Origin of the sequence: Arthrobacter sp. V1I9 (genome assembly GCF_030817075.1) — a bacterium.
Taxonomy (GTDB): domain Bacteria; phylum Actinomycetota; class Actinomycetes; order Actinomycetales; family Micrococcaceae; genus Arthrobacter.
In genome coordinates this window covers 2,526,489-2,547,343 of sequence record NZ_JAUSYU010000001.1, presented here as the reverse complement: position 1 = coordinate 2,547,343, position 20,855 = coordinate 2,526,489, and the positions used below count along the sequence as shown (strand labels likewise).

At 67.2% G+C, this 20,855-nt stretch carries 15 protein-coding genes; 5 read left to right on the top strand and 10 right to left on the bottom strand.

The annotated features are described in order from the left end of the window. Window positions 1-143: 143 nt before the first annotated feature. Window positions 144-3,827 carry a transcription-repair coupling factor gene (gene mfd / locus QFZ70_RS12000; RefSeq protein WP_307095850.1) on the top strand — a complete coding sequence of 1,228 codons (3,684 nt, stop codon included), beginning with the start codon at window positions 144-146 and terminating at the stop codon, window positions 3,825-3,827. A 6-nt stretch (window positions 3,828-3,833) separates the two neighbouring features. Then, window positions 3,834-4,646, top strand: a complete 813-nt coding sequence (locus tag QFZ70_RS11995; protein WP_307095849.1) for a metal-dependent hydrolase — start codon at window positions 3,834-3,836, stop codon at window positions 4,644-4,646. Window positions 4,647-4,830: 184 nt separating this feature from the next. Here QFZ70_RS11995 and QFZ70_RS11990 read toward each other — a convergent pair whose 3' ends face one another. The 6 genes from QFZ70_RS11990 to nirB all read right to left on the bottom strand — a co-directional run bounded on the left by QFZ70_RS11990 (window position 4,831) and on the right by nirB (window position 11,866). Continuing rightward, entirely contained in the window at window positions 4,831-5,094 is a 264-nt protein-coding gene (locus tag QFZ70_RS11990; RefSeq protein ID WP_307095847.1) for a hypothetical protein, read from the bottom strand. Between the two features lie 50 nt (window positions 5,095-5,144). Next, entirely contained in the window at window positions 5,145-5,861 is a 717-nt protein-coding gene (gene deoC / locus QFZ70_RS11985) for a deoxyribose-phosphate aldolase (RefSeq protein ID WP_307095845.1), read from the bottom strand. Window positions 5,862-5,975: 114 nt separating this feature from the next. Continuing rightward, window positions 5,976-6,833, bottom strand: coding sequence for an FAD-dependent oxidoreductase (locus QFZ70_RS11980; protein WP_307095844.1), 858 nt, complete (start codon window positions 6,831-6,833; stop codon window positions 5,976-5,978). A 202-nt stretch (window positions 6,834-7,035) separates the two neighbouring features. Continuing rightward, window positions 7,036-8,184, bottom strand: a complete 1,149-nt coding sequence (locus QFZ70_RS11975) for a uroporphyrinogen-III synthase (protein ID WP_307095842.1) — start codon at window positions 8,182-8,184, stop codon at window positions 7,036-7,038. Window positions 8,185-8,198: 14 nt separating this feature from the next. Beyond that, complete coding sequence (gene cobA / locus QFZ70_RS11970) at window positions 8,199-9,233, bottom strand: uroporphyrinogen-III C-methyltransferase (protein ID WP_307095840.1); 1,035 nt, start codon at window positions 9,231-9,233, stop codon at window positions 8,199-8,201. A 2-nt stretch (window positions 9,234-9,235) separates the two neighbouring features. Next, window positions 9,236-11,866 carry a nitrite reductase large subunit NirB gene (gene nirB / locus QFZ70_RS11965; RefSeq protein ID WP_307095838.1) on the bottom strand — a complete coding sequence of 877 codons (2,631 nt, stop codon included), beginning with the start codon at window positions 11,864-11,866 and terminating at the stop codon, window positions 9,236-9,238. Between the two features lie 271 nt (window positions 11,867-12,137). Between nirB and nirD the strand changes: the two genes are divergently transcribed. Beyond that, on the top strand, window positions 12,138-12,524 hold the full coding sequence (gene nirD / locus QFZ70_RS11960; RefSeq protein WP_307095836.1) for a nitrite reductase small subunit NirD: 387 nt from the start codon (window positions 12,138-12,140) through the stop codon (window positions 12,522-12,524). A 27-nt stretch (window positions 12,525-12,551) separates the two neighbouring features. Here nirD and QFZ70_RS11955 read toward each other — a convergent pair whose 3' ends face one another. Both QFZ70_RS11955 and QFZ70_RS11950 read right to left on the bottom strand, forming a co-directional pair. Continuing rightward, entirely contained in the window at window positions 12,552-14,303 is a 1,752-nt protein-coding gene (locus QFZ70_RS11955; protein WP_307095834.1) for a phospho-sugar mutase, read from the bottom strand. 69 nt (window positions 14,304-14,372) lie between these two features. Continuing rightward, window positions 14,373-15,191, bottom strand: a complete 819-nt coding sequence (locus QFZ70_RS11950) for a purine-nucleoside phosphorylase (protein ID WP_307095832.1) — start codon at window positions 15,189-15,191, stop codon at window positions 14,373-14,375. Window positions 15,192-15,296: 105 nt separating this feature from the next. Here QFZ70_RS11950 and QFZ70_RS11945 point away from each other — a divergent pair, with 105 nt between their 5' ends. Together QFZ70_RS11945 and QFZ70_RS11940 are read left to right on the top strand one after the other, a co-directional pair. Further along, window positions 15,297-16,712 carry an NAD(P)H-quinone dehydrogenase gene (locus tag QFZ70_RS11945; RefSeq protein WP_307095830.1) on the top strand — a complete coding sequence of 472 codons (1,416 nt, stop codon included), beginning with the start codon at window positions 15,297-15,299 and terminating at the stop codon, window positions 16,710-16,712. A 78-nt stretch (window positions 16,713-16,790) separates the two neighbouring features. Next, window positions 16,791-16,976 carry a PspC domain-containing protein gene (locus tag QFZ70_RS11940; RefSeq protein WP_307095829.1) on the top strand — a complete coding sequence of 62 codons (186 nt, stop codon included), beginning with the start codon at window positions 16,791-16,793 and terminating at the stop codon, window positions 16,974-16,976. Between the two features lie 109 nt (window positions 16,977-17,085). Here QFZ70_RS11940 and QFZ70_RS11935 read toward each other — a convergent pair whose 3' ends face one another. Then, complete coding sequence (locus tag QFZ70_RS11935; protein WP_307095828.1) at window positions 17,086-18,642, bottom strand: FAD-dependent oxidoreductase; 1,557 nt, start codon at window positions 18,640-18,642, stop codon at window positions 17,086-17,088. Beyond that, the gene (locus QFZ70_RS11930; protein ID WP_307095826.1) at window positions 18,639-20,855 is read right to left on the bottom strand and encodes a molybdopterin oxidoreductase family protein; all 2,217 of its coding nucleotides are present in this window, start codon (window positions 20,853-20,855) and stop codon (window positions 18,639-18,641) included. The genes QFZ70_RS11935 and QFZ70_RS11930 overlap by 4 nt, the downstream gene beginning before the upstream one ends.

Here is a 20,855-nt window from a genome sequence, read left to right as displayed (position 1 = left end):
CCTGGTGTGTGGTTGCCAGCCTAGCTGCACGCATCCACCCGGCATGTCGGTGGGGAGGGGTAGGCTGGGTTTACCCGGGATTCGACGCGAATTTCGGGTTTTCGCGTTGCGCTTTTTCGTTGAACACCACAGGAGCTTCTGCCATGAGCCTTCCCGGCCCCTCCACCGCCGGCCATTCCAGCGCGGGCCCGTCGCTGGATGGACTGCGCCGAGCCCTCGGCCCGGACAAGACCTTCGCCCGTGTCCGGGCCGAGGCTGCCCGCGGCTTCGACGTCCGGGGCCAGGACTACCAGATCAGCGCGCCTGCCGGACTGCGGCCGGTGCTTCTTGCCGAGATGGCGGATGGCATATCGGCCACTGCCACGGCAGGCGGAGGGTCCGACGGTGCGCGGCCGGCTGTCGTGCTCGCAGTCACCGCTACCGGCCGGGAGGCAGAGGACCTGACGGCCGCGCTGCGGGCCTACCTCCCCGCGGACGCCGTGGCTGGGTTCCCCAGCTGGGAAACCCTCCCGCACGAACGGCTCTCCCCGCGCTCAGACACCGTGGGCCGGCGACTCTCCGTGCTGCGCAGGCTGGCGCACCCGGAAAGCTCGACGGCGGGACCGCTCCGTGTGGTGGTGGCGCCGGTCCGCGCCGTGGTCCAGCCGGTGGTGGCCGGCCTGGGCGAGCTGGTTCCGGTCACGTTGAAGGTTGGCCAGGACGTTCCGTTTACCGACGTGGTGCGGCGGCTGGCGGATGCGGCGTACGCCCGGGTGGACATGGTGACGCACCGCGGTGAGTTCGCTGTCCGCGGCGGCATCATCGACGTTTTTCCCCCCACCGAGGACCACCCCATCCGGGTGGAGTTCTTCGGTGACGAGGTGGACCAGATGCGCTGGTTCGCCGTGGCCGACCAGCGCTCGCTGTCCTCGCCCGGGCTCCACCACCCCACGGAGCTGCACGCCCCGCCATGCCGGGAAATCCTGATTACTCCGTCCGTGATGTCCCGTGCGGCCACCCTGAAGTCCCAGCTTCCGGCTGCAGCGGACATGCTGGAAAAGATTGCCGGCGGCATCGCCGTGGAGGGGATGGAATCCCTGGCGCCGGTGCTGGTGGATGCCATGGTCCCGTTTGTGGAGCAGCTGCCTGCGGGTTCCATTTCGGTGATTATCGAACCCGAGAAGGTCCGTACCCGCGCCCACGACCTGGCCGCCACCAACGAAGAGTTCCTGGAAGCGGCCTGGTCCACGGCCTCCGACGGCGGGACCGCCCCGCTGGACCTCAGCTCGCAGGCAAGCGCTGCCCTCCATTCAGCCAGCTTCCGTTCGCTGACCGAAACGCGGACTTCATCCCTGGAGCACGGTGTGTCCTGGTGGTCCATCACCTCGCTGGCACAGGACGAGGACCTGCTGCCCGACGTCGACGTGCTGAACCTGCACGCACGTGAACCCCGCGGCTACCAGGGCGACGTGGCCGAAATGATGGACTTCATCGGTTCCCGCGTCCGGGACCAGTGGCGGATCGTTGTGGCCACGGAGGGTCCCGGGCCGGCGCAGCGCCTCGCGGAACTCTTCCACGACAGCGACATCCCCTGTGCCCGGGTGGACAGCCTGGACCACGAGCCCCAGGCGGGCATCATCGAGGTGACCACTGCCGCCGTCGGACGCGGTTTCGTCCTGGACGGCCTCAAGCTCGGCCTGCTCACCGAAGCCGACCTGCTGGGCCGGACGTCCGCCGGATCCACGAAGGACATGCGGCGCATGCCGTCCAAGCGCCGCAACGCGGTGGACCCGCTGCAGCTGGTGGAGGGGGACCACGTGGTGCATGAACAGCACGGCATCGGGCGCTTTGTGGAGTTGATCCAGCGCAAAGTTGCTGGAGGCGGTGACGGCGTGCGCGAATATCTGGTCCTGGAGTATGCGCCGTCCAAGCGGGGCGCACCGGGGGACCGGTTGTTTGTGCCCACCGACCAGCTGGACCAGGTGACGCGTTATGTTGGCGGCGACACTCCCGTCCTGAGCAAGATGGGCGGCGCGGACTGGGCAAGCACCAAGTCCAAGGCCCGCAAAGCCGTCAAGGAGATCGCCGGCGAGCTGATCCGGTTGTACTCCGCCCGGATGGCCTCGCGAGGACACGCCTTCGGTCCGGACACCCCGTGGCAGCGCGAACTTGAGGAAGCCTTCCCGTACGTGGAGACGCCGGACCAGCTGACCACCATCAACGAGGTGAAGGCGGACATGGAGCGCGAAATTCCCATGGACCGGCTGGTCTCCGGCGACGTGGGCTACGGCAAAACGGAAATTGCCGTGCGCGCGGCCTTCAAGGCGGTGCAGGACGGCAAACAGGTGGCCGTGCTGGTGCCCACCACCCTGCTGGCCCAGCAGCACCACGAAACCTTCACCGAGCGGTTCTCCGGTTTTCCCCTGCGGGTCAAGGCCCTGTCCCGGTTCCAGGGGACCAAGGAAACCAAAGAAACCGTAGAGGGCGTCAAGAGCGGCTCAGTGGACGTCGTCATCGGTACCCACCGGCTGCTGTCCAAGGACTTTGAGTTCAAGGACCTGGGTCTCGTAATTGTGGACGAAGAGCAGCGCTTCGGGGTGGAGCACAAGGAAGCGCTTAAGAAGATGCGCACCAACGTGGACGTGCTGGCCATGAGTGCAACCCCCATTCCGCGCACCCTGGAAATGTCCCTCACCGGCATCCGGGAAACGTCCACCCTGGCCACGCCGCCGGAGGAACGCCACCCCGTCCTGACGTACGTTGGCCCCTACACGGACAAGCAGACCTCGGCTGCCATCCGGCGCGAACTGATGCGCGAGGGCCAGGTGTTCCTGGTCCACAACCGGGTGTCCACCATCGAGCGCACCGCCGCCAAGATCCGTGAACTGGTACCGGAAGCCCGGGTTGAGGTGGCCCACGGCCAGATGTCCGAAAGCCGGCTGGAACAGATCATCGTTGACTTCTGGGAGAAGCGCTTTGACGTGCTGGTGTGCACCACCATCATCGAAACCGGCCTGGACATCTCCAACGCCAACACCCTGATCGTGGACGGGGCGGACAAGTACGGCCTGTCCCAGCTGCACCAGCTCCGCGGCCGGGTGGGCCGCGGCCGTGAGCGTGCCTACGCCTACTTCCTCTACCCGTCAGAGAAACCGCTTGGCGAGGTGGCGCTGGAACGGCTGAAGGCCGTGGCCGCGCACAATGAGCTTGGCGCTGGCATGCAGCTGGCCATGAAGGACCTCGAGATCCGCGGCGCCGGCAACCTGCTGGGCGGCGAACAGTCAGGCCATATCCAGGGCGTCGGCTTCGACCTCTACATCCGCCTGGTAGGGGAGGCGGTGGCGGACTTCCGCGGCGAGGCCGAGGAGAAGGCAGCTGAGATGAAGATCGAATTGCCGGTCAACGCGCACCTTCCGCACGACTACGTGCCGGGGGAGCGGCTGCGCCTGGAGGCCTACCGCAAGCTGGCCTCCGCACTCACGAATGAGGCCATCGACGAAGTCCTGGCCGAGCTTGTGGACAGGTACGGCGAGCCGCCGTTGCCGGCCCAGAACCTGGTGTCAGTGGCGCGCTTCCGGGTGGGTGCCCGGGAAGCGGGGTTGTCCGATGTGGCGTTGCAGGGCAACTTCATCAAGTTCTCGCCCGCCACGCTTCCGGAGTCCAAGGTTATGCGCCTGAACCGGATGTACCCGGGGTCCCAGTCCAAGCCGGCCCTGGATGCCGTGCTGATCCCCAAGCCGAAAACAGCAAAGATCGGCGGGCGGGACCTGCAGGACGCGGAAATCCTGGAATGGGCCAACGGCGTCATTCGGAACATCTTCTCGGACGCCCCACTGGCGGTGAGTTAGGACTTGATGGGAGGACACCACGCCGCGTCGGGAGCCGCGGCGTGGGTAGCTATTGCCTCCACGGGGCCGTACACGCTGGGCTGGTACCCGCTGGACGCTACCGGGATCCTGATCGGCGGGATGGCGACTGCGGGAACAGCCCTGGTGTGCGACTGGGACCACCGGCACAGCACGGTGGCGAATTCCCTGTCGCCGCTGTCCAACGTGATCGCCGTCGGAATTGAAAACGCCAGCGGCGGGCACCGGCAGGGCACGCACTCCGTGCTTGGGGCGGCATTCTTTGTGCTGCTGGCCACCCTGGCCGGGCAGGTCCAGGTGCAGACGGACTGGGGACTGCTGTCCGTGGGTGCGGGGCTGCTGTGCATGTTTATGATCAACATCGCCGCGAAGGCCCTGAAGCTGTTCCCCAAGGCGGGCTTCATCAGCAACTGGATCTTCGCGCTCACCATGGCCGGGCTGGTCACCTGGTATGCGCCGGACCAATGGACCTGGCTCCCCGTCTCGATGCTGACGGGCGTGGTGGTGCACATCGTGGGGGACCTGATCACCACGGGAGGCGTGCCCCTGCTGTGGCCGGTCGTTATCCGGCCGCCCAAGCTCATGCGCAAGGTACCGCTGCTGCGCCAGGTCTGGCGGCCGAACGGCGCCCTGTCCCTGCCGTTGCTGGGGCGTGCCGGGTCGAAGCGCGAGTGGCTGCTGCTGATCCCGGTGAGCGCCTACGCGATGGTGGGGCTGTGCGTGGCGGGCTGGTCCTTACTCGATGGCCAATGGCCAAGGGTGGCCGCCGTCGCTGAGGCCTGGACCAGAACCTGGTTCTGACACCCGGGTCTGGTCCCCAGGCCCGGCTCTGGTTCTCGAAAGCCGGGCCTAGGGAGCAAGAGACCCCCTGGACGGTGTCCAGGGGGTCTCTCCGCGTTTGGGTCAAACGAAGTAGCGTTAAGTTTCGTTTTGAGCCGTCAAGCTTTGAGCCTTCAAAACGACACTTAGTGCGACCTGCTTGGGCTTAGTGCTCGCCGGCGGAGTCCGATCGGCCGAGGATGGTCTGCGGGATCCAGTAAGCCAGGGCGAACAGCACCAGGCAGGCTGCCATCGGCCAGGGGTTGCCCAGCGTCAGGAACGACAGTGAGTAGATGGCGCCGAGGAACAGGGCCATGCAGACCACGAAGAGAAGAATGCTCGTGCCAAGCTTGTTCTCGTTCTGGGGCGTCTGCAGGTTGCCCTGGTCAGACGAAGAGCCCTGGTTGGAAGCCGTGATACTGCTGGACATTCGTTCCTCCTTGGCCCGCGGGCCTCAATCTGTGGCGGCTCCGGGTGCCCTCAGTACGAGGACGAACCCTGTTCACCCTTGACGATGGCAATGCCGGAGCTGGCACCAATACGTGTTGCACCTGCTGCAATCATAGCCTGCGCGTCTTCGAGGGACCGCACTCCGCCGGAGGCCTTCACGCCAAGGCCGGGGCCCACCGTTTTCCGCATCAGGGCGATATCCTCCGCCGTGGCACCTCCTCCGTTGAAGCCTGTTGAGGTCTTGACGAAATCGGCACCGGCTTCCACAGCGGCCTCACAGGCGAGAACCTTCTGGGCATCATCCAGCAGCGCTGTTTCAATGATGACCTTCAGGATGGCCCCACCGGCGTGGACAGCCTCTGCCACGGCAGTGATGTCCTCAACCAGCGCACCCTTGTCCCCGGACCTGGCGGCCGCGATGTTGATCACCATGTCCACCTCGTCGGCGCCGTCCAGCACCGCACCGCGGGATTCAAAGGCCTTGACGTCAGTGGGGGTGGCGCCCAGCGGGAAGCCCACCACGGAACAGGTCAGGACACCGGAGCCTTTGAGGGCCTTCTTGACGGTCTTCACCCAAATGGGGTTAACGCACACCGACTTGAAGTGGTACTCCACGGCTTCGGCGCACACCTTGAGGACGTCAGCTTCGCCCGCTTCGGGCTTCAGCAGGGTGTGGTCGATGAAGGATGCGATGTTGCCGGATCCGGCAGCTGCGGTTTGCACGGAAGGGGTGGCTTCGTTGCTCATGATGGTCCTCTCCAGGGGCCCGTGGGCCGGGCGCGGTAACGCCCATGACTCGTTTCGGGAACCATCTTGCCACAGCCGGAGCGGCTTACATCGGGGCGGCAGCCGAGGCCGCGGTCAGGCAGCCGCGGGCAAGGCAGCAGGAGCAGAAGCGGTCAGCAGCTGGGTGGCGCAGGCGCCTGCCGCGGAAGCGGCAGCAACCAGCAGACCCAGCCGGACGCCGTCGAACGCTGCGGCGTCACCGATAGCCCAGATCCCCGGGACTGACGTCCGGAAGTCCTCGCTGATGACTATCCCACCGGTGGCCGCCGTCCGCAGTCCTGCGCTGGCGGCGAGCCCGTCCCGGGACACCCGCTCTTCGGCAAGGACAACCAGGTCGCCGTACATGCTGCTGCCGTCCTCGAAGATCACACCGGAGGCGGCGAAAGCTGACGCTGATGCACCGGGCATGACGGTGGCCGGCCTGGCGGTGGTGCGGATGGGGCGTACACCCCGGGCCCGGAGCACTGCTTCCGCCTGGCCCGCGGCGGCGCCGGTGCCCACCAGGATCCCCAGCGGACGCCGGCCGAGTTCCCTCGTGACTTCGTTGACGGCCTCGCCGACGCGGGCGGCGTCGTCAATGGTGGAGTAGCTCAGGCAGCGGCCGGCGCCCTCCACCGGGCTGGCCACCGGTGCCGAGCCGGTGGCGATGACCAGCTGGTCGTAGCTGAATTCCATGCCGTCCGCCGTCGCGACAGTCCGGTTTTCCGCATCGATGTGGCTGGCCGGCTGGCCGAAGCGGACAGAGACCCGGGGGAGCAGCGCCAACTCCACCAGTTCCGCCGGGGTATCGTCCCGGTTGCTCAGTACGGTGATAGTGCCAGTGAACCGGGCGCGGCCAAGCTGGCTGACGAGGGCCTGGGCAGCTGGGCCCGCCCCTGCGATGACAATGCGGGTGGCGGAAGCGGTGGATGTGGAGGGTGCCGGAGCGGACATGTGCTGGCCCTTTCGCTGGCGGCCGGGAACGGCCGGAACTTCGTGATGAACCCAGCGTAGGCCCGTGCTTTTTCCGGGGTGTTTCCCCACAGTTGCCGTTAATCAACGGCACGTTCGCCAGTGTTTACCGGCCGGTAACAGAACCCGTGACGTGGCTCTCATTCCTCTGCCAGTGGACACATTCGGCACCCCGTCCACGCAGCTAGACCCGGATGCGGTAGCCCCGTTTCACCACGGTCTCCACCAGCCGGCCGTCGGGCAGTGAGGAACGGAGCCGGCTGACGGTCATGTCCAGGGCGTGCACCGAACCGCGGAGTTCCAGCAGTTCTGACAGGGATTCGCGGGACAGGACAGCGCCGCCGGCCCCCAGGAGGGCGCGAAGGAGCAGCAGCGGGGCCGGGGCCAGTTCCACGGGCTGGCCGTCAATGCGCAGGCTGCGTCCCCGCAATTCGATGTTGCCGGACCGGGTGTCCAGCCGCCGGACGTGGTTCAAAGCGAGGTGCTCGCATACCAGCCTGATGAGCGCACCCATCCGGAACCGCTCCGGAACCAGGGGCGTCACGCCGGCGTCAAGCAGGGGCTGCGCCGTGACGGGGCCCACCACCGCGGTGGTGACGTTGGTCTTCAGGCTTTCGATCAGCTGTTTGTAGACACCCATCTCGTGGGCGGTGCTCCACATGGCGTCCACCGCAGGCGCGCTGGTGAACGTGAGGACGTCCAGGTTTCCGCTGCACGCGGCCTCGATGAGGCGGGGCAGCCGGTCCGCGCCGTCGGGCTTCACCCAGCGGTAAGGCGTCACGGTCAGGACCGTGGCGCCGGACATGCGCAGGCGCTCCAGCTGCCGGACATCGGTGTAGCCGTGCAGCTGCACGGCGACGGTCTTGCCCCGGACACCCTCGGTGAGCAGCATGTCCACCAGCGTCGCGGTGGTTTCGTCGCTGCTGATTCCGACGTCGGCAAGTCCGGCCGCGCGCACGGCACCCCGGGCTTTGGGTCCCCGGACGAACATCCGGCAGGCACCCAGGGTCTCCAGGAGCTCGTCGCCGATCCCGAAGGAGTCCGCGGCTTCACACCAGCGGCGCATGCCGTAGGCGGTGGTGGCGATGCAGAGGTCAGGCTGGGCCGCGATGATGGCCCGGGTGTCCTCGATGAGGCGCATGTCCTCCTGCACGGGAGCGATTTTCAGGGCGGGCGCGTGTAGCACCTCCGCACCACGGCGTTCCAGGGCCTCGATCAGGTCCTGGGACCGCCGGTGCGAGGTGACACCGATGCGGAAACCCTCCAGCGGGGCTTCGGCAGCATCGGGTGTTTCTTCGACCTGCGGAGTTTCGGCCGGTGCAAGTGCAGTCATGGAGGTCAATCCTTTCACGAGCCCAGCAGCGAGGCCGCCAGCCTGTCCAGATCGGCAGCGGCCTCAGCATGCCCGCGGTTGGCCTCAGCCACCCGAACCACCTCGCCGATTACCAGTACAGCCGGGTTGCTGCAACCGGCCGCTGCACTGGTGATAGTGCCGAGATCGGCGATGGTGGTGCGCTGCCCGGGCCGGTAGCCGCGCTCCACGACGGCCATGGGCATATCGGCCCGCATCCCGGCCCTGCGGAGTCCGGCGGCGAGCTGGTGGAGGGTGCCGATGCCCATCAGGACAACGATGGTCCCGCCCAGGCCGGCCAGGTGGTGGTGCTCCTTTTCGGTCAGCGGCGCGTGCCCGGAGACCACGGTGAACATGTGGCTGACTTCACGGTGGGTCACCGGGATGCCGGCCGCCGCTGGAACGGAGATGGCGCTGGTGACGCCTGAGATGACGCGGACCGGCACACGGGCTGCCACGCAGGAGGCAACTTCCTCGCCGCCGCGGCCAAACACGTACGGATCACCGCCCTTGAGCCGGACCACATTGTTGCCTGCGAGGGCACTTTCCACCATCAGCTTCTCGATGTCGCCCTGGCTCACTTTGTGGTGGCCGGGCTTCTTGCCGACGTCCACCAGTTCAGCGGAAGTCAGGGACGCCAGGTCCTGGCACGGGGCCAGGCGGTCGTAAAACACGACGTCGGCGTCCCGGAGAGCCTTGACGGCGCCGACCGTGAGCAGTTCAGTTGTTCCGGGGCCGCCACCCACAAGGGTGACGTGGCCAGCGGGTCCGGCTGCCGGTTCGGCGGCCACGGGAATGCCGGCCGTGCGGCAACGGTCCAGCAGGGATTCCCAGCCGGGCTGGCCGTCGTCCACCGCGGCAACAAGGAAGGGACGTTCGGGCAGCGGGCCGTCATGGCCGCCCCCCTGGGGCGTGCTGAGGCGGGAGACGGCGGCGCCGGCGGCTTCGTAGCGGCGGACCGCCTGACGCGCGGCGTGGTCCGAGCCGGTGACCAGGACCTCGCGGCCGGTGAGATCAATGCTGAGCTGCATGCCTATACCTCGTTCTCGCTGGTGGGGCGGACCGCGATGGACGCTCCGAGCAGGACCTTGCCCTTTTCCTCCTGGGTGGCGGGGCGCATCTGGCCGCGCTGGTCCGGGACGAAGGTGATGGAGTCGTCCTTCTGGTCAGGGGCGTTGACGAAGGAGCGGAACCGGCGGAGGCGCTCGGGGTCCTTGAGGGTGTCCGCCCATTCGTCCTGGTAGGTGTCCACGTGCTTGGCCATGGCCGCCTCGAGGTCCGCGGCGATGCCCAGGGTGTCCTTCACCACCACGTCCTCAACGTGCTTGATGCCGCCGTCGAGCTCTTCCTGCCAGCGCGCGGTGCGCTGCAGGCGGTCCGCGGTACGGATGTAGTACATGAAGTAACGGTCGATGTACTTGATCAGCGTTTCGTCATCGAGGTCCTTGGCCAGCAGCTGGGCGTGCGCCGGGGTGGCGCCACCGTTGCCGCCCACGTACAGGTTCCAGCCGTCGGCCGTGGCGATCACGCCAACGTCCTTGCCGCGGGCCTCGGCGCATTCGCGGGCACAGCCGGAGACGCCCATCTTGAGCTTGTGCGGGCTCCGGAGGCCGCGGTAGCGGAGCTCCAGCTGGATGGCCATGGCCACCGAGTCCTGGACGCCGAAGCGGCACCAAGTGGACCCGACGCAGGACTTCACCGTGCGCAGGCTCTTGCCGTAGGCCTGGCCGGATTCAAAGCCCGCGTCCACGAGCTCCTTCCAGATCTCCGGGAGCTCCTCCAGGCGGGCCCCGAACATGTCGATCCGCTGGCCGCCGGTGATCTTGGTGTAAAGGTTGTATTTCTCGGCCACCGCTGCGATCACGCCCAGCTTCTTCGGGGTGATTTCGCCGCCGGCGATGCGGGGAACCACCGAATAGGTGCCGTCCTTCTGCATGTTGGCGAGGGCGCGGTCGTTGGTGTCCTGCAGGGTGCCGCGGCCGGCGTCCAGGACGTAGGCGCTGTTCTGGCTGGCCAGGATGTTCGCGATGGTGGGCTTGCAGATGTCGCAGCCTGCGCCGGTGCCGTACTTGGCCATGATCTCTTCGAAGGAGGTGAGTTCCAGGACGCGGATGGCGTCGAACAGTTCCTGGCGGGACAGTTCGATGTGTTCGCAGAGGGCCTTGGAAACCTCGACGCCGGACTTGGTGAGCTCCGTTTCCAGCAGCTTCTTGAGCATGGGGACACAGGAGCCGCACTGGGTGCCGGCGCGGGTGCAGCCCTTCAGCTCACCCAGTTCCTGGACGGGGGCGTTGCCCTCACAGGCGCCGCAGCCGTTGATGGCGTCACGGATGCTGCCGGCAGTGACGTTATTGCAGGAGCAGAGGGTGGCGTCGTCCGGCAGTTCGGTTTCCGGGGCTTCGCCGCCGCCGGCCGCGCTGAGGAACGCGCCCGGTTCGGCGGGAAGTTCGCGGCCCAGGAGCGGACGCAGGCTCATGTACGGTGAGGCGTCGCCCACGAAGATGCCGCCCAGCAGGGTCTTGGCGTCGTCGGTGGTGACGATCTTCTGGTAGACGCCGCGGGCGGGGTCCGCGTAGACGATTTCGAGGGCGTGCTCGGTCTTGGCGAACGCGTCACCAAAGCTCGCGACGTCGACGCCGGAGAGCTTGAGTTTGGTGGCGGTGTCGAAGCCGGGGAAGGTGGCATCCCCGCCGTGCAGGCGGTCGGCGACAATTTCCGCCATGGTGTTGGCGGGAGCAACCAGGCCCAGGCACATGCCGCCGAAGTTGGCCACTTCGCCGATGGCCCAGATTCCGTCCACTTCTGTGGCGCAGTAGTCATTGATGACCACTCCGCCCCGCTGGCCCAGTGAGAAGACCTGCTCCTCGCCCTCGGCTGCGCGGAAGAGTTCGTCGCGCGGCCGGACGCCGATAGCGACGATCACAAGATCGGCATCGATGATGCGGCCGTCAGCCATCAGGACGCCGGTGACCTGGCCGTCGTCGTCGGACAGTACCTCCGAGGGGAAGACGCCACCATGGACCTCGAAGCCCTTGGATTTGATGAGCCGGCCCATTGCCTGGCCCGCGCCTTCATCCAGCTGCGTGGCCATCAGCCACTGCGAACCATCGATGACGATCGGGGCGGCACCTAGCTGCTCGGTGCCGGCTGCCGATTCGAGTCCGAGGAGACCGCCACCGATGGTGACGGCGTTGACCTTGCGGCCCAGCTTTTCGGTGAGTTCGGCGATGGCCTTGTTGATGGCCCAGACGTCTTCGAGCGTGCGGTAGACGTGCGTGTGCTCGGCGCCGGGGATCGGAAGGCGGGCGGCATTCGAACCTGTGGCCACCACGAGTTCGTCGTATTCGAAGAGGTTGCCGGCGGCGGTCTCCACCGTCTTGGCTCCGTGGTTGATTTTGACGACGCGCTCACCGGTCTTCAGCGAGAGTGCCTCGTGGTCCCACATGGAGGCCTCGCCCAGGGTGAGGTCGTAGTCCATTTCGGTCAGGGCTTTGGAGAGCGCCACGCGGTCGTAGGGGAGGTGGGCTTCCTCAGTGAGGACCGTGACATGCCAGCCTTCGAGGCCACGGGCATGCATTGCGTCCGCAAAACGGTGGGCCGCCGGGCCGCCGCCGGCGACGACGATGCGGCGCGGAGTCTCTGTGCTGGAAGTCTGTTCGGTCACTGTGGGCCTTTCGCATGGGCGGCAGACGGTTCTCTGCAGCCTTTTCAGTCGAGCTGTCCATCCAGACTAGGAAGCCGCAGTTTCGCTTCAGTTTCCCGATTGTTTCGTCAACTTAACTTCTGCATCACGAACGCGTTTCCGGCTGAGTGAGGTGTCTTTTACGCGCCGGACACATTCACTGCACCCCTTTGAAACACCTGCGGCCTAGCGTGGAACACGGCTGCAGAGGCGGCCGAACGTAAGGACTATAGGCACAGGGAGAGGAGCCGACATGACGGCAACACTGGAACTTGGGGCACTCGCAGCCGGCATCGGTGAGACCGCAGCCGGCATCACCGCCGGCTGGCACCGCGTCTGCCTGGTGAATGATCTGGAACCCGCCTGGGGTGAAGCAGCCCTCGTCGCGGGGCGCCAGGTCGCGCTCTTCCGCACCGGCCCCGGCGAAGTTTTGGCGGTGGCCCACGAGGACCCGGCCACCGGAGCACACGTTATGGCCCGGGGGATCCTCGGATCGCGGGGCGCCTGTCCAACCATCGCTTCCCCGTTGCACAAAGAGGTCTATGACCTTGAAACCGGCGAGTGCTTCAGCACCCCGGGGCTGCGCCTTGCGACGTTCAGTACCCGCATTATCGACGGTTTCGTCGAGATCGAGCTCTAGCGGGTTTCAGCGCCGGGGCCTGGGCTACTAAAGCCCCAGTGCCTCGCTGACGTCCTGCAGCACCTCGTCAAGGGCCGCCCGCGCTGCCTGCCGGGCCTCCGGCAGTTCTGCCGCGGTGCCTACGTGGTGAATGACTTCCAGGTAGCACTTGAGCTTGGGCTCGGTGCCGCTGGGCCGGATGATCACCCGGGTGAGGTCCCTTGTGAGGTAGAGGAGCCCGTCGGTGGGAGGAAGCTGCTCGGTGCCCTCGGCCAAGTCCGTGAAAAGTTCCACCGCGGAGGACCCGAAGGACTCCGGCGGGTTGACCCGGAGCCGGTTCATCATGGCGTCCAGGAGGCCCAGGTCCGCCACCCGGATGCTGAGCTGGTCGCTGGCGTGCAGGCCGTGCTGCAGGTACAGCTCGTCCAGGGTGTCAAAAACGGTCTTTCCGTCTGCCTTTGCGGCTGCAGCGAGTTCCGCGATCAATACCGCTGCGGAGATCCCGTCCTTGTCCTTCACCACCCCGGGCGCCACACAGTAACCCAGGGCTTCCTCATAGCCGTACAGCAGACCTGGCACCCGGGAAATCCACTTGAACCCGGTCAGTGTCTCCTCGTGCGCGTAGCCGGCGGCCGTGGCGATCCGTGCCAAAAGCCTTGAGGACACGATCGAATTCGCGAACACGCCCTGGCGGCCGCTGTCGCCGTCGTTCCCGTCAGCTGCCGCCAGTCTCGTTGCGATGTGGGCACCCAGCAACGCGCCAACCTCGTCGCCGCGGAGCATCCGCCAGGCACCGGTGTCCGGGTCCTTGGCCGCAACTGCCGCCCTGTCGGCATCGGGATCATTGGCGATCACGATGTCAGCATCCAGCCGTTCAGCCGTTTCCAGGGCCAGGTCCAACGCTCCGGGTTCCTCCGGGTTGGGGAAGCTGACGGTGGGGAAGTCCGGGTCCGGTTCGGCCTGCTCGGCCACAAGGGTGACGTCAGTGAACCCGGCAGCCTTCAGCACGATCTGCGCGGTTTCGCCGCCCACGCCGTGCATCGGGGTGAGAACGATGCGCAGGTCCCGGGCAGGGAAGCGGTCCGGCAGAGCCAGGGCCGCCGTGGCCTGCTCGTAGCCCTTGGCCAGGGCGCTGTCGAGCACTGTCCAGCCGCCGGGGGCAAGAACAATGGATTCCAGTGGGCCCACGGCGTCGATACGGGCGGCGATCTCCGCGTCGTAGGGCGCTACGATCTGGGCGCCATTGCCGCTTTCCGGAACGGTATGGCGGCCCAGGTAGACCTTGTAACCGTTGTCCTGCGGCGGATTGTGGCTGGCGGTAACCATCACGCCGCCGTCGCATTCCAGTGCCCGCACGGCGTAAGCCAGCAGGGGAGTGGGCAGCGCCGCCGGCAGGAGGAAGGTTTCTATCCCCGCTGCCGTGAAGATGGCGGCGGTTTCTTCCGCGAAGATGTCGGAGTTGTACCGGGCATCATAGCCGACGACGGCGCGGGGCCGGGTTCCCGGTGACGTCCTGCCTACTGCTCCGAGCAGGAAGTCCGCCAGCCCTGCCGCGGCCCGGCGCACCACCACCCGGTTCATCCGGTTGGGTCCGGGACCCAGGGCCGCCCGCAGGCCTGCTGTACCGAACTGCAGTGTCCCGCGGAAACTGTCTTCGAGCTCCTGCCGGGCGGCCGGAGCCCCCTCCTCAACAAGCCGGACAAGTTCCAGCAGCGAAGCCGAAGTCTGGGGGTCCGGGTCCTTGGCGGCCCATTCGCGGGCCTCGTTGAGCAGGCGGAAATCGGCATCGGAAGACGTCATGGGCCTAACCTATCGTCATTGGGCACCGAACTCTTCCTGCCCGTCGGGGAAATGGAGAAATCCCTATTCTTAGAGCCTGCCGATGATTTCGGCGAGCAGCTTTGAAATCCGGGGGCCCGCGGCCTGTCCTGACTCGAGAACTTCCTGGTGGCTGAGGGGGTGGGGGCTGATGCCCGCGGCAAGGTTGGTGACCAGTGAGATTCCGAATACTTCCATCCCGGCGTGGCGTCCGGCGATGGCTTCCAGCGCGGTGGACATTCCCACCAGGTCGGCACCTATGCGCTTGGCGTACTGCACCTCTGCGGGGGTCTCGTAGTGCGGGCCGGGGAACTGGGCGTAGACGCCTTCGTCCAGGGTTGCGTCCACTTCGCGGGCGAGCCCGCGGATGCGGGCGGAGTAGAGATCTGTCAGGTCCACGAACGTGGCGCCCTCCAGCGGTGAGGCGGCGGTGAGGTTGATGTGATCGCTGATCAGCACAGGCGTGCCGGGTGCCCAGTTTTCATTCAGCCCGCCGCAGCCGTTGGTGAGGACCAGGGTGCTGCAGCCTGCTGCCGCCGCCGTCCTGATCCCGTGGACTACGGAGCGGACACCCTTGCCTTCGTAGTAGTGGGTGCGGGCGCCCAGGACCAGGGCCCGCTTGCCCTCCTTGGTGAGCACCGAGCGGATGGTGCCCACGTGCCCCACAACCGCAGGAGCGTGGAAGCCGGGAACTTCTTCAGCGGACAGGGTGGCGGTGGTTTCGCCGATGAGGTCGGCTGCCTCGCCCCAGCCGGAGCCCAGGACCAGGGCGACGTCGTGGCTGTCCACGCCCGTTTCCTCGGCAATGTACTCGGCAGCGGCACGCGCGGCAGCGAAGGGATCGGTGTTCAGGAAGTCTGTTGTACTCACTGGTACAAGTTATCCTGCCGCTCCGCCTGCGCCCACCCTTGGCCCGCTTTCGTGAGAGACCGTTTTCTTTGGTGGTCAGGGGAGGATGCAGGACAATGATTGATTGTGACTACGCATCCAGATTTCAGCTCACCCCGGATCGCAATCCTGGGAGGTGGTCCCGGCGGATACGAAGCTGCCATGGTGGCCGCCTCGCTCGGAGCGCAGGTCACGATCATCGAACGGGCGGGGCTGGGCGGCTCGGCCGTACTCACCGACGTCGTCCCCTCCAAGACGCTGATTGCCACGGCGGACCTGATGACCCGCGTCGCCGAGGCGGGGGAGCTGGGTGTAAAGTTCGACGTCGACGGCGGCGACTTTGTGCCGGTGATGCGTGCGGACCTGAAGCACATCAACGACCGCCTCCTCAACCTGGCGCGCAGCCAGTCCAAGGACATCCATGACGGCCTGGCCAACCAGGGCGTCCGCATCCTGACCGGCTCCGGCCGGCTCGTGGACGACCACACCATTGAGGTCCTCACGGCGGAGGGGACGGAAACCGTGGAGGCGGACACCATCCTGCTCGCGGTGGGCGCCCATCCGCGTGAGCTTGCCACGGCCCGGCCGGACGGCGAGCGAATCCTCAACTGGACGCAGATTTACGATCTCGATGAACTGCCCGAGGACCTGATCGTTGTGGGTTCCGGTGTGACGGGAGCCGAGTTCGCCTCCGCCTACAACGGCTTGGGTTCCAAGGTCACGCTGATTTCCAGCCGCGACCGCGTTCTTCCCGGATCCGATGTGGATGCAGCAGTGGTGCTGGAGGAAGTGTTCGAGCGCCGCGGCGTCCGCGTCCTGTCCCGCTCCCGCGCCGAGTCCGTGGAACGGACCGAGGACGGCGTTGTGGTCACCCTCAGCGACGGGTCCAAGGTAACCGGCAGCCACTGCCTCCTCTGCCTGGGCTCCATCCCCAACACCGCAGGCATCGGTTTGGAAGAAGCCGGCGTGGCGGTCAGCGAGAGCGGCCACATCAAGGTGGACGGCGTCTCCCGGACCACCGCTCCTAACATTTACGCCGCGGGTGACTGCACCGGGGTGCTGCCGCTTGCCTCGGTGGCCGCCATGCAGGGCCGCATCGCCGTGGCCCACTTTATGGGCGACAGTGTCACCCCGCTCAAGCTGCACCAGGTTGCCTCCAACATCTTCACCTCGCCCGAAATCGCTAACGTGGGCGTTTCCGAGGCAGAGATTGACTCCGGCAAGTACCAGGGTGACGTGGTCAAGCTTTCGCTGCGCAGCAACGCGCGCGCGAAGATGCGAAACCATAAGGACGGCTTCGTGAAGATCTTCGCCCGCAAGGGCTCCGGAACGGTGATCGGCGGTGTGGTGGTGGGGCCGAACGCCTCCGAGTTGATCTTCCCCATCTCCATCGCGGTTAAGCAGAAACTGCACGTGGATGACGTGGCCAGCACCTTCACCGTCTACCCGTCATTGACCGGGTCCATCTCGGAAGCGGCGCGCCGGCTGCACGTGCACCTGTAGCTTGGGTGATCGAGGCCAGGGAGCGGCTGGGAGGAAAACCCAGGCTCCAATCGCCTCATTTTCGTGTAGCGTGGCGGCATGACAACAGCCCTTGTCCGTCCCCGCAGCGGCAAAATCATCGGCGGTGTTTGCGCAGCCCTGGCCACCCGGTTCGGGCTCCCGAAATTCCTGGTCCGGCTGGGCTTCGTGATCTTCGGCCTGGTGGGGATCGGCGAACTGGTGTACATCGCGCTCTGGATCATGATTCCCAAAGCACCGGTGTAAGAGCACAGGGTCCGGCAGGCTCAACCTCCGGCGGGAACCGCCTGGGGCCACGGCCGCCGGCTTCCCTGAACGAGCTTGCGAGGGCAGGGGCCGGGGTGGCCTTGCGAGGTCAGGGCGCGGCTGGGGAAAAGTGTTTTTCGATCAGTCCCTTGATGTCCTCGTGGCAGCCGCCGCAGCCGGTGCCGGCCCGGGTTGCCTTGGACACGTCGGCCACCGTTGAGCAGCCTTCCTCCACGGCGCCCGCGATGGCCGCTCCGCTGACACCCGCACACCTGCAGACCGTTCCCTGCGGGTCGGCAGAAGCGCCCGGAAGCTGGTCCGGCCCGTCGAGGCGCAGGAGCAGGGACCTGTCGGCCGGCAGTTCCGCACCGCGTTCAAACAGCCCCACCAGTTCCGCGGCCGTGCGCGGCATTCCAACGGCCACCAGGCCCTCCAGCACACCGCCGCGGGTGGTCATCTTCACATAGCGGCCGTGTTCAGGATCGGCCCACTGTGCGATTTGCAGGCGAGGGCGGCCGTTGACTGCACCGGCAGTGAGGACTTCCTCGTCCCAGGGTTCGGCAGCGTTGTCCCCGGCAACTGCCATGTTCATGCCCCGGGCCTTCAGGACAATGACGCCTGCCTGCTCGGGCGGCAATTCCGGCAGCAGGTCCGCGTCAACGGCCGCGGCGGACGCCAACAGGGTCAGGTATTCCGCAAGCCACTCCGCCTGCCGCCACCCGGGCCCGACAAGCCCGGACGGGCCCTTGGCGTTCCGGCACTGCGCGCAGTCCGGATCGGGGCAACGGACTTCAGCGCAGTCACCAATGGCAAAGATGTGCGGCTCGTGGTGGGCCCGGAGGCGGTGGTCCACCAGGATCCCTGCGGACGTGGAGAGCCCGCAGCCCTCTGCCAGTTCCGTGCGGGGACGGACACCGCACGAGAGGACCAGGAGGTCGCCGTCGATTGCCGACCCGTCGTCCAGCAGCAGGGCCGAGAACCCGCCGTCGGGCGCGTTGTGCTCCACGCCGGTGGACCGCGCATTGCCGGCCATCCGGACGCCGCAGCGCCGCAGGCTGGCCGCCAGGACTGCGCCGCCGCCGCGGTCAATGTTGCGGCCCAGCGGATGGGGTCCGTTGTGGACCACGGTGACGGTGGCGCCTTCTTCCGCTGCGGCCAGGGCCGTCTCCAGCCCCAGGACGCCGCCGCCGAGCACCACTACCCGTTTGCCGCCGTCCACCGCCTGGCGCAGCACCTCCGCGTCACGAAGGTTGCGCAGCGCGGTAACACCCGCCGGGAGGACCGGCGCGGCGGGGTCCGGGTTGATGCCGGTCAGGTTGGGGATCACCGGGCGGGACCCGGTAGCGAAGACCAGGCGGTCGTAATGTGCTGCCCCGCCGTCGGTCAGGAGGACCTGCTGGCGTGCGCGGTCCACGCGGCGGACGCGGACGCCAAGGCGGACGTCCACACCTTCCGCGGCCAGGGCGGCGGCGTCGGAAAGTGCCAGGACATCGGCGGTGGTCCGCCCTACGCCGAGGTCGGCAACCAACACGCGGTTGTACGCAGCTTCCGCTTCCGCGCCCACCACAGTGAGGTTCAGATGGCCGCTGCGGACGGCAGGCAGGAGCTCATCAACCAGCCGCGCCGCCACCGGCCCGAACCCTACAATGACAACTTCCTCGCTCATGAGGCCTCCATCGTTTGAAGCACGTTGGTTGAAACCGGCGCGGCAACCGGCCGCACCCACACCGTGTTGAACTTGAATTCGGGCATCCCGGAGATCGGGTCCGTAGCGGCCTCCGTGAGGCGGTTGGCGCTCTCGAGCTCGGGGAAGTGGAAGGGCAGGAAGACCGTGTCCGGGCGGATGGCGGGGCTCAGTTCAGCCCGGCACAGCACCTCGCCGCGCTCATTCGCCACCGAGACGAACGCGCCCTCGGTGATGCCCATCGACGCCGCGGCCGCGGGGTGGAGCTGCAGCTTCGCTTCGGGCCGGGCCTCCAGCAGCTCGGATACCCGGCGGGTCTGCGCGCCGGACTGGTAGTGCTCCAGGAGGCGGCCGGTGATGAGGGTCATGGTTTTCGCAGCCGGATCCGGGTTAGCGCCGGGAGTACGACGACGGCGGGGCGTCACCGGGGTCATCACGGCTTTGCCGTCTGAGTGCGCGAACTTCTCCCGGAACAGCCGCGGGGTCCCGTTGCTGCCGGCGGGGTAGGGCCAGTAGGCGGCTTCGCCGCGGTCGAGCATGGCGTAGTTGATGCCGGAATAGTCGGCGAGCCCCCCGGCCGAGGCGAGCCGGAGTTCCTCAAACACAGTTTCCGGGTCTTCGCTGTAGGTGGACGGGGCGTCGAGGGCCTGCGCCAGCCGTGCCATGATCCAGAGCTCGCTGCGGGCTCCGGCCGGGGGAGTCAGGGCCCGGCGGCGGCGCAGCACGCGGCCTTCGAGGTTGGTCAGCGTGCCTTCCTCTTCCGCCCATTGGAGAACGGGGAGGATGAGGTCCGCCTCAGCCGCGGTCTCGGACATAAAGAAATCGCAGACCACCAGGAAGTCCAGGCTGCGCAGGCCGTTGATGACCGCGTTGGCGTCGGGGGAAGCCACGGCGATGTTGGAGGCGTGGACAAAAAGGCAACGGACGCCGTCGGGCTGTCCCAGTGACTGCAGCAGTTGGACGGCCGGCAGGCCCGGCCCGGGAATAAGGTCCTCCGGGACGCCCCAGACGCCGGCTACGTGCGCGCGGGCGGCGGGGTCGGTGATCTTGCGGTAGCCGGGGAGCTGGTCGGCCTTCTGGCCGTGCTCGCGCCCGCCCTGGCCGTTGCCCTGGCCGGTGAGGGTGCCGTAGCCGCTGCTGGCCGAACCGGGCAGTCCGAGCAGGAGGCTGAGGTTGATGGCTGCCGTGGCGGTATCCGTGCCGTCGACATGTTGCTCCACGCCACGGCCGGTGAGGATGTAGCTGCCGCCCTTGCGTGCGCCTTCCGCGAGCCGGCGTGCGGTCTCCCGGATCAGTTCCGCCGGGACGCCGGTGATGGACTGCACCCGTTCAGGCCAGAAGGAGTTCACGCTGCGGACCACGGCGCTGTAGCCCGAGGTGCGTTCCTCGATGTAGGGGGTGTCCACCAGGTTTTCGTGGATGACCACGTGGGAGATGCCCAGCAGGAGGGCAAGGTCGGTGCCCGGCAGGGGCTGGAGGTGGAGACCGCCGCCGTCGGCCGTAAAAGCAGCCGTGGGTGAACGGCGGGGATCCACCACAATCAGCCCGCCGGCGTCGCGCGTTCCCTTCAGGTGCTGCACGAAGGGCGGCATGGTTTCGGCCACGTTGGAACCAAGCATCAGGATGGTGCTGGCGGTGTCCAGGGCTTCGAGCGGGAACGGCAGGCCGCGGTCCACGCCGAAGGCCCGCATCCCTGCGGCCGCAGCGGAGGACATGCAGAAACGGCCGTTGTAATCGATCCGGGAAGTCCCCAAGGCGAGCCGGGCAAACTTTCCCAGCATGTAGGCCTTCTCATTGGTGAGGCCGCCGCCGCCGAACACGCCCACCGAGTCCCGGCCGTAGCGGGCGCGGGCGTCCTTCACGGCGCCTACTGCGAGTTCAAGCGCCTGGTCCCAGCTGATGGGGCGGTGGACGCCGTCGGCGCCCTTCAGGAGGGGCTCGGTGATCCGGCCCGGATGGTTCAGGAGCGAGGTGGAGGTCCAGCCTTTGCGGCAGAGGCCGCCGCGGTTGGTGGGAAAGTCCCGGCCGCTGACTTGAAGGACTGGCGCGTTTTTGGCCGCAGACGCCGGGAGGGGCAGGACAGTCACGGGGACTGGCCCCGGCTGGGAAGCCGGGGCCAGCCCCGCTGGAGACGTGAGCGTCATGGCGCACTGCAGGGCGCAGTAAGGGCAGTGCGTGTCGGCGCTTTTGGTCAT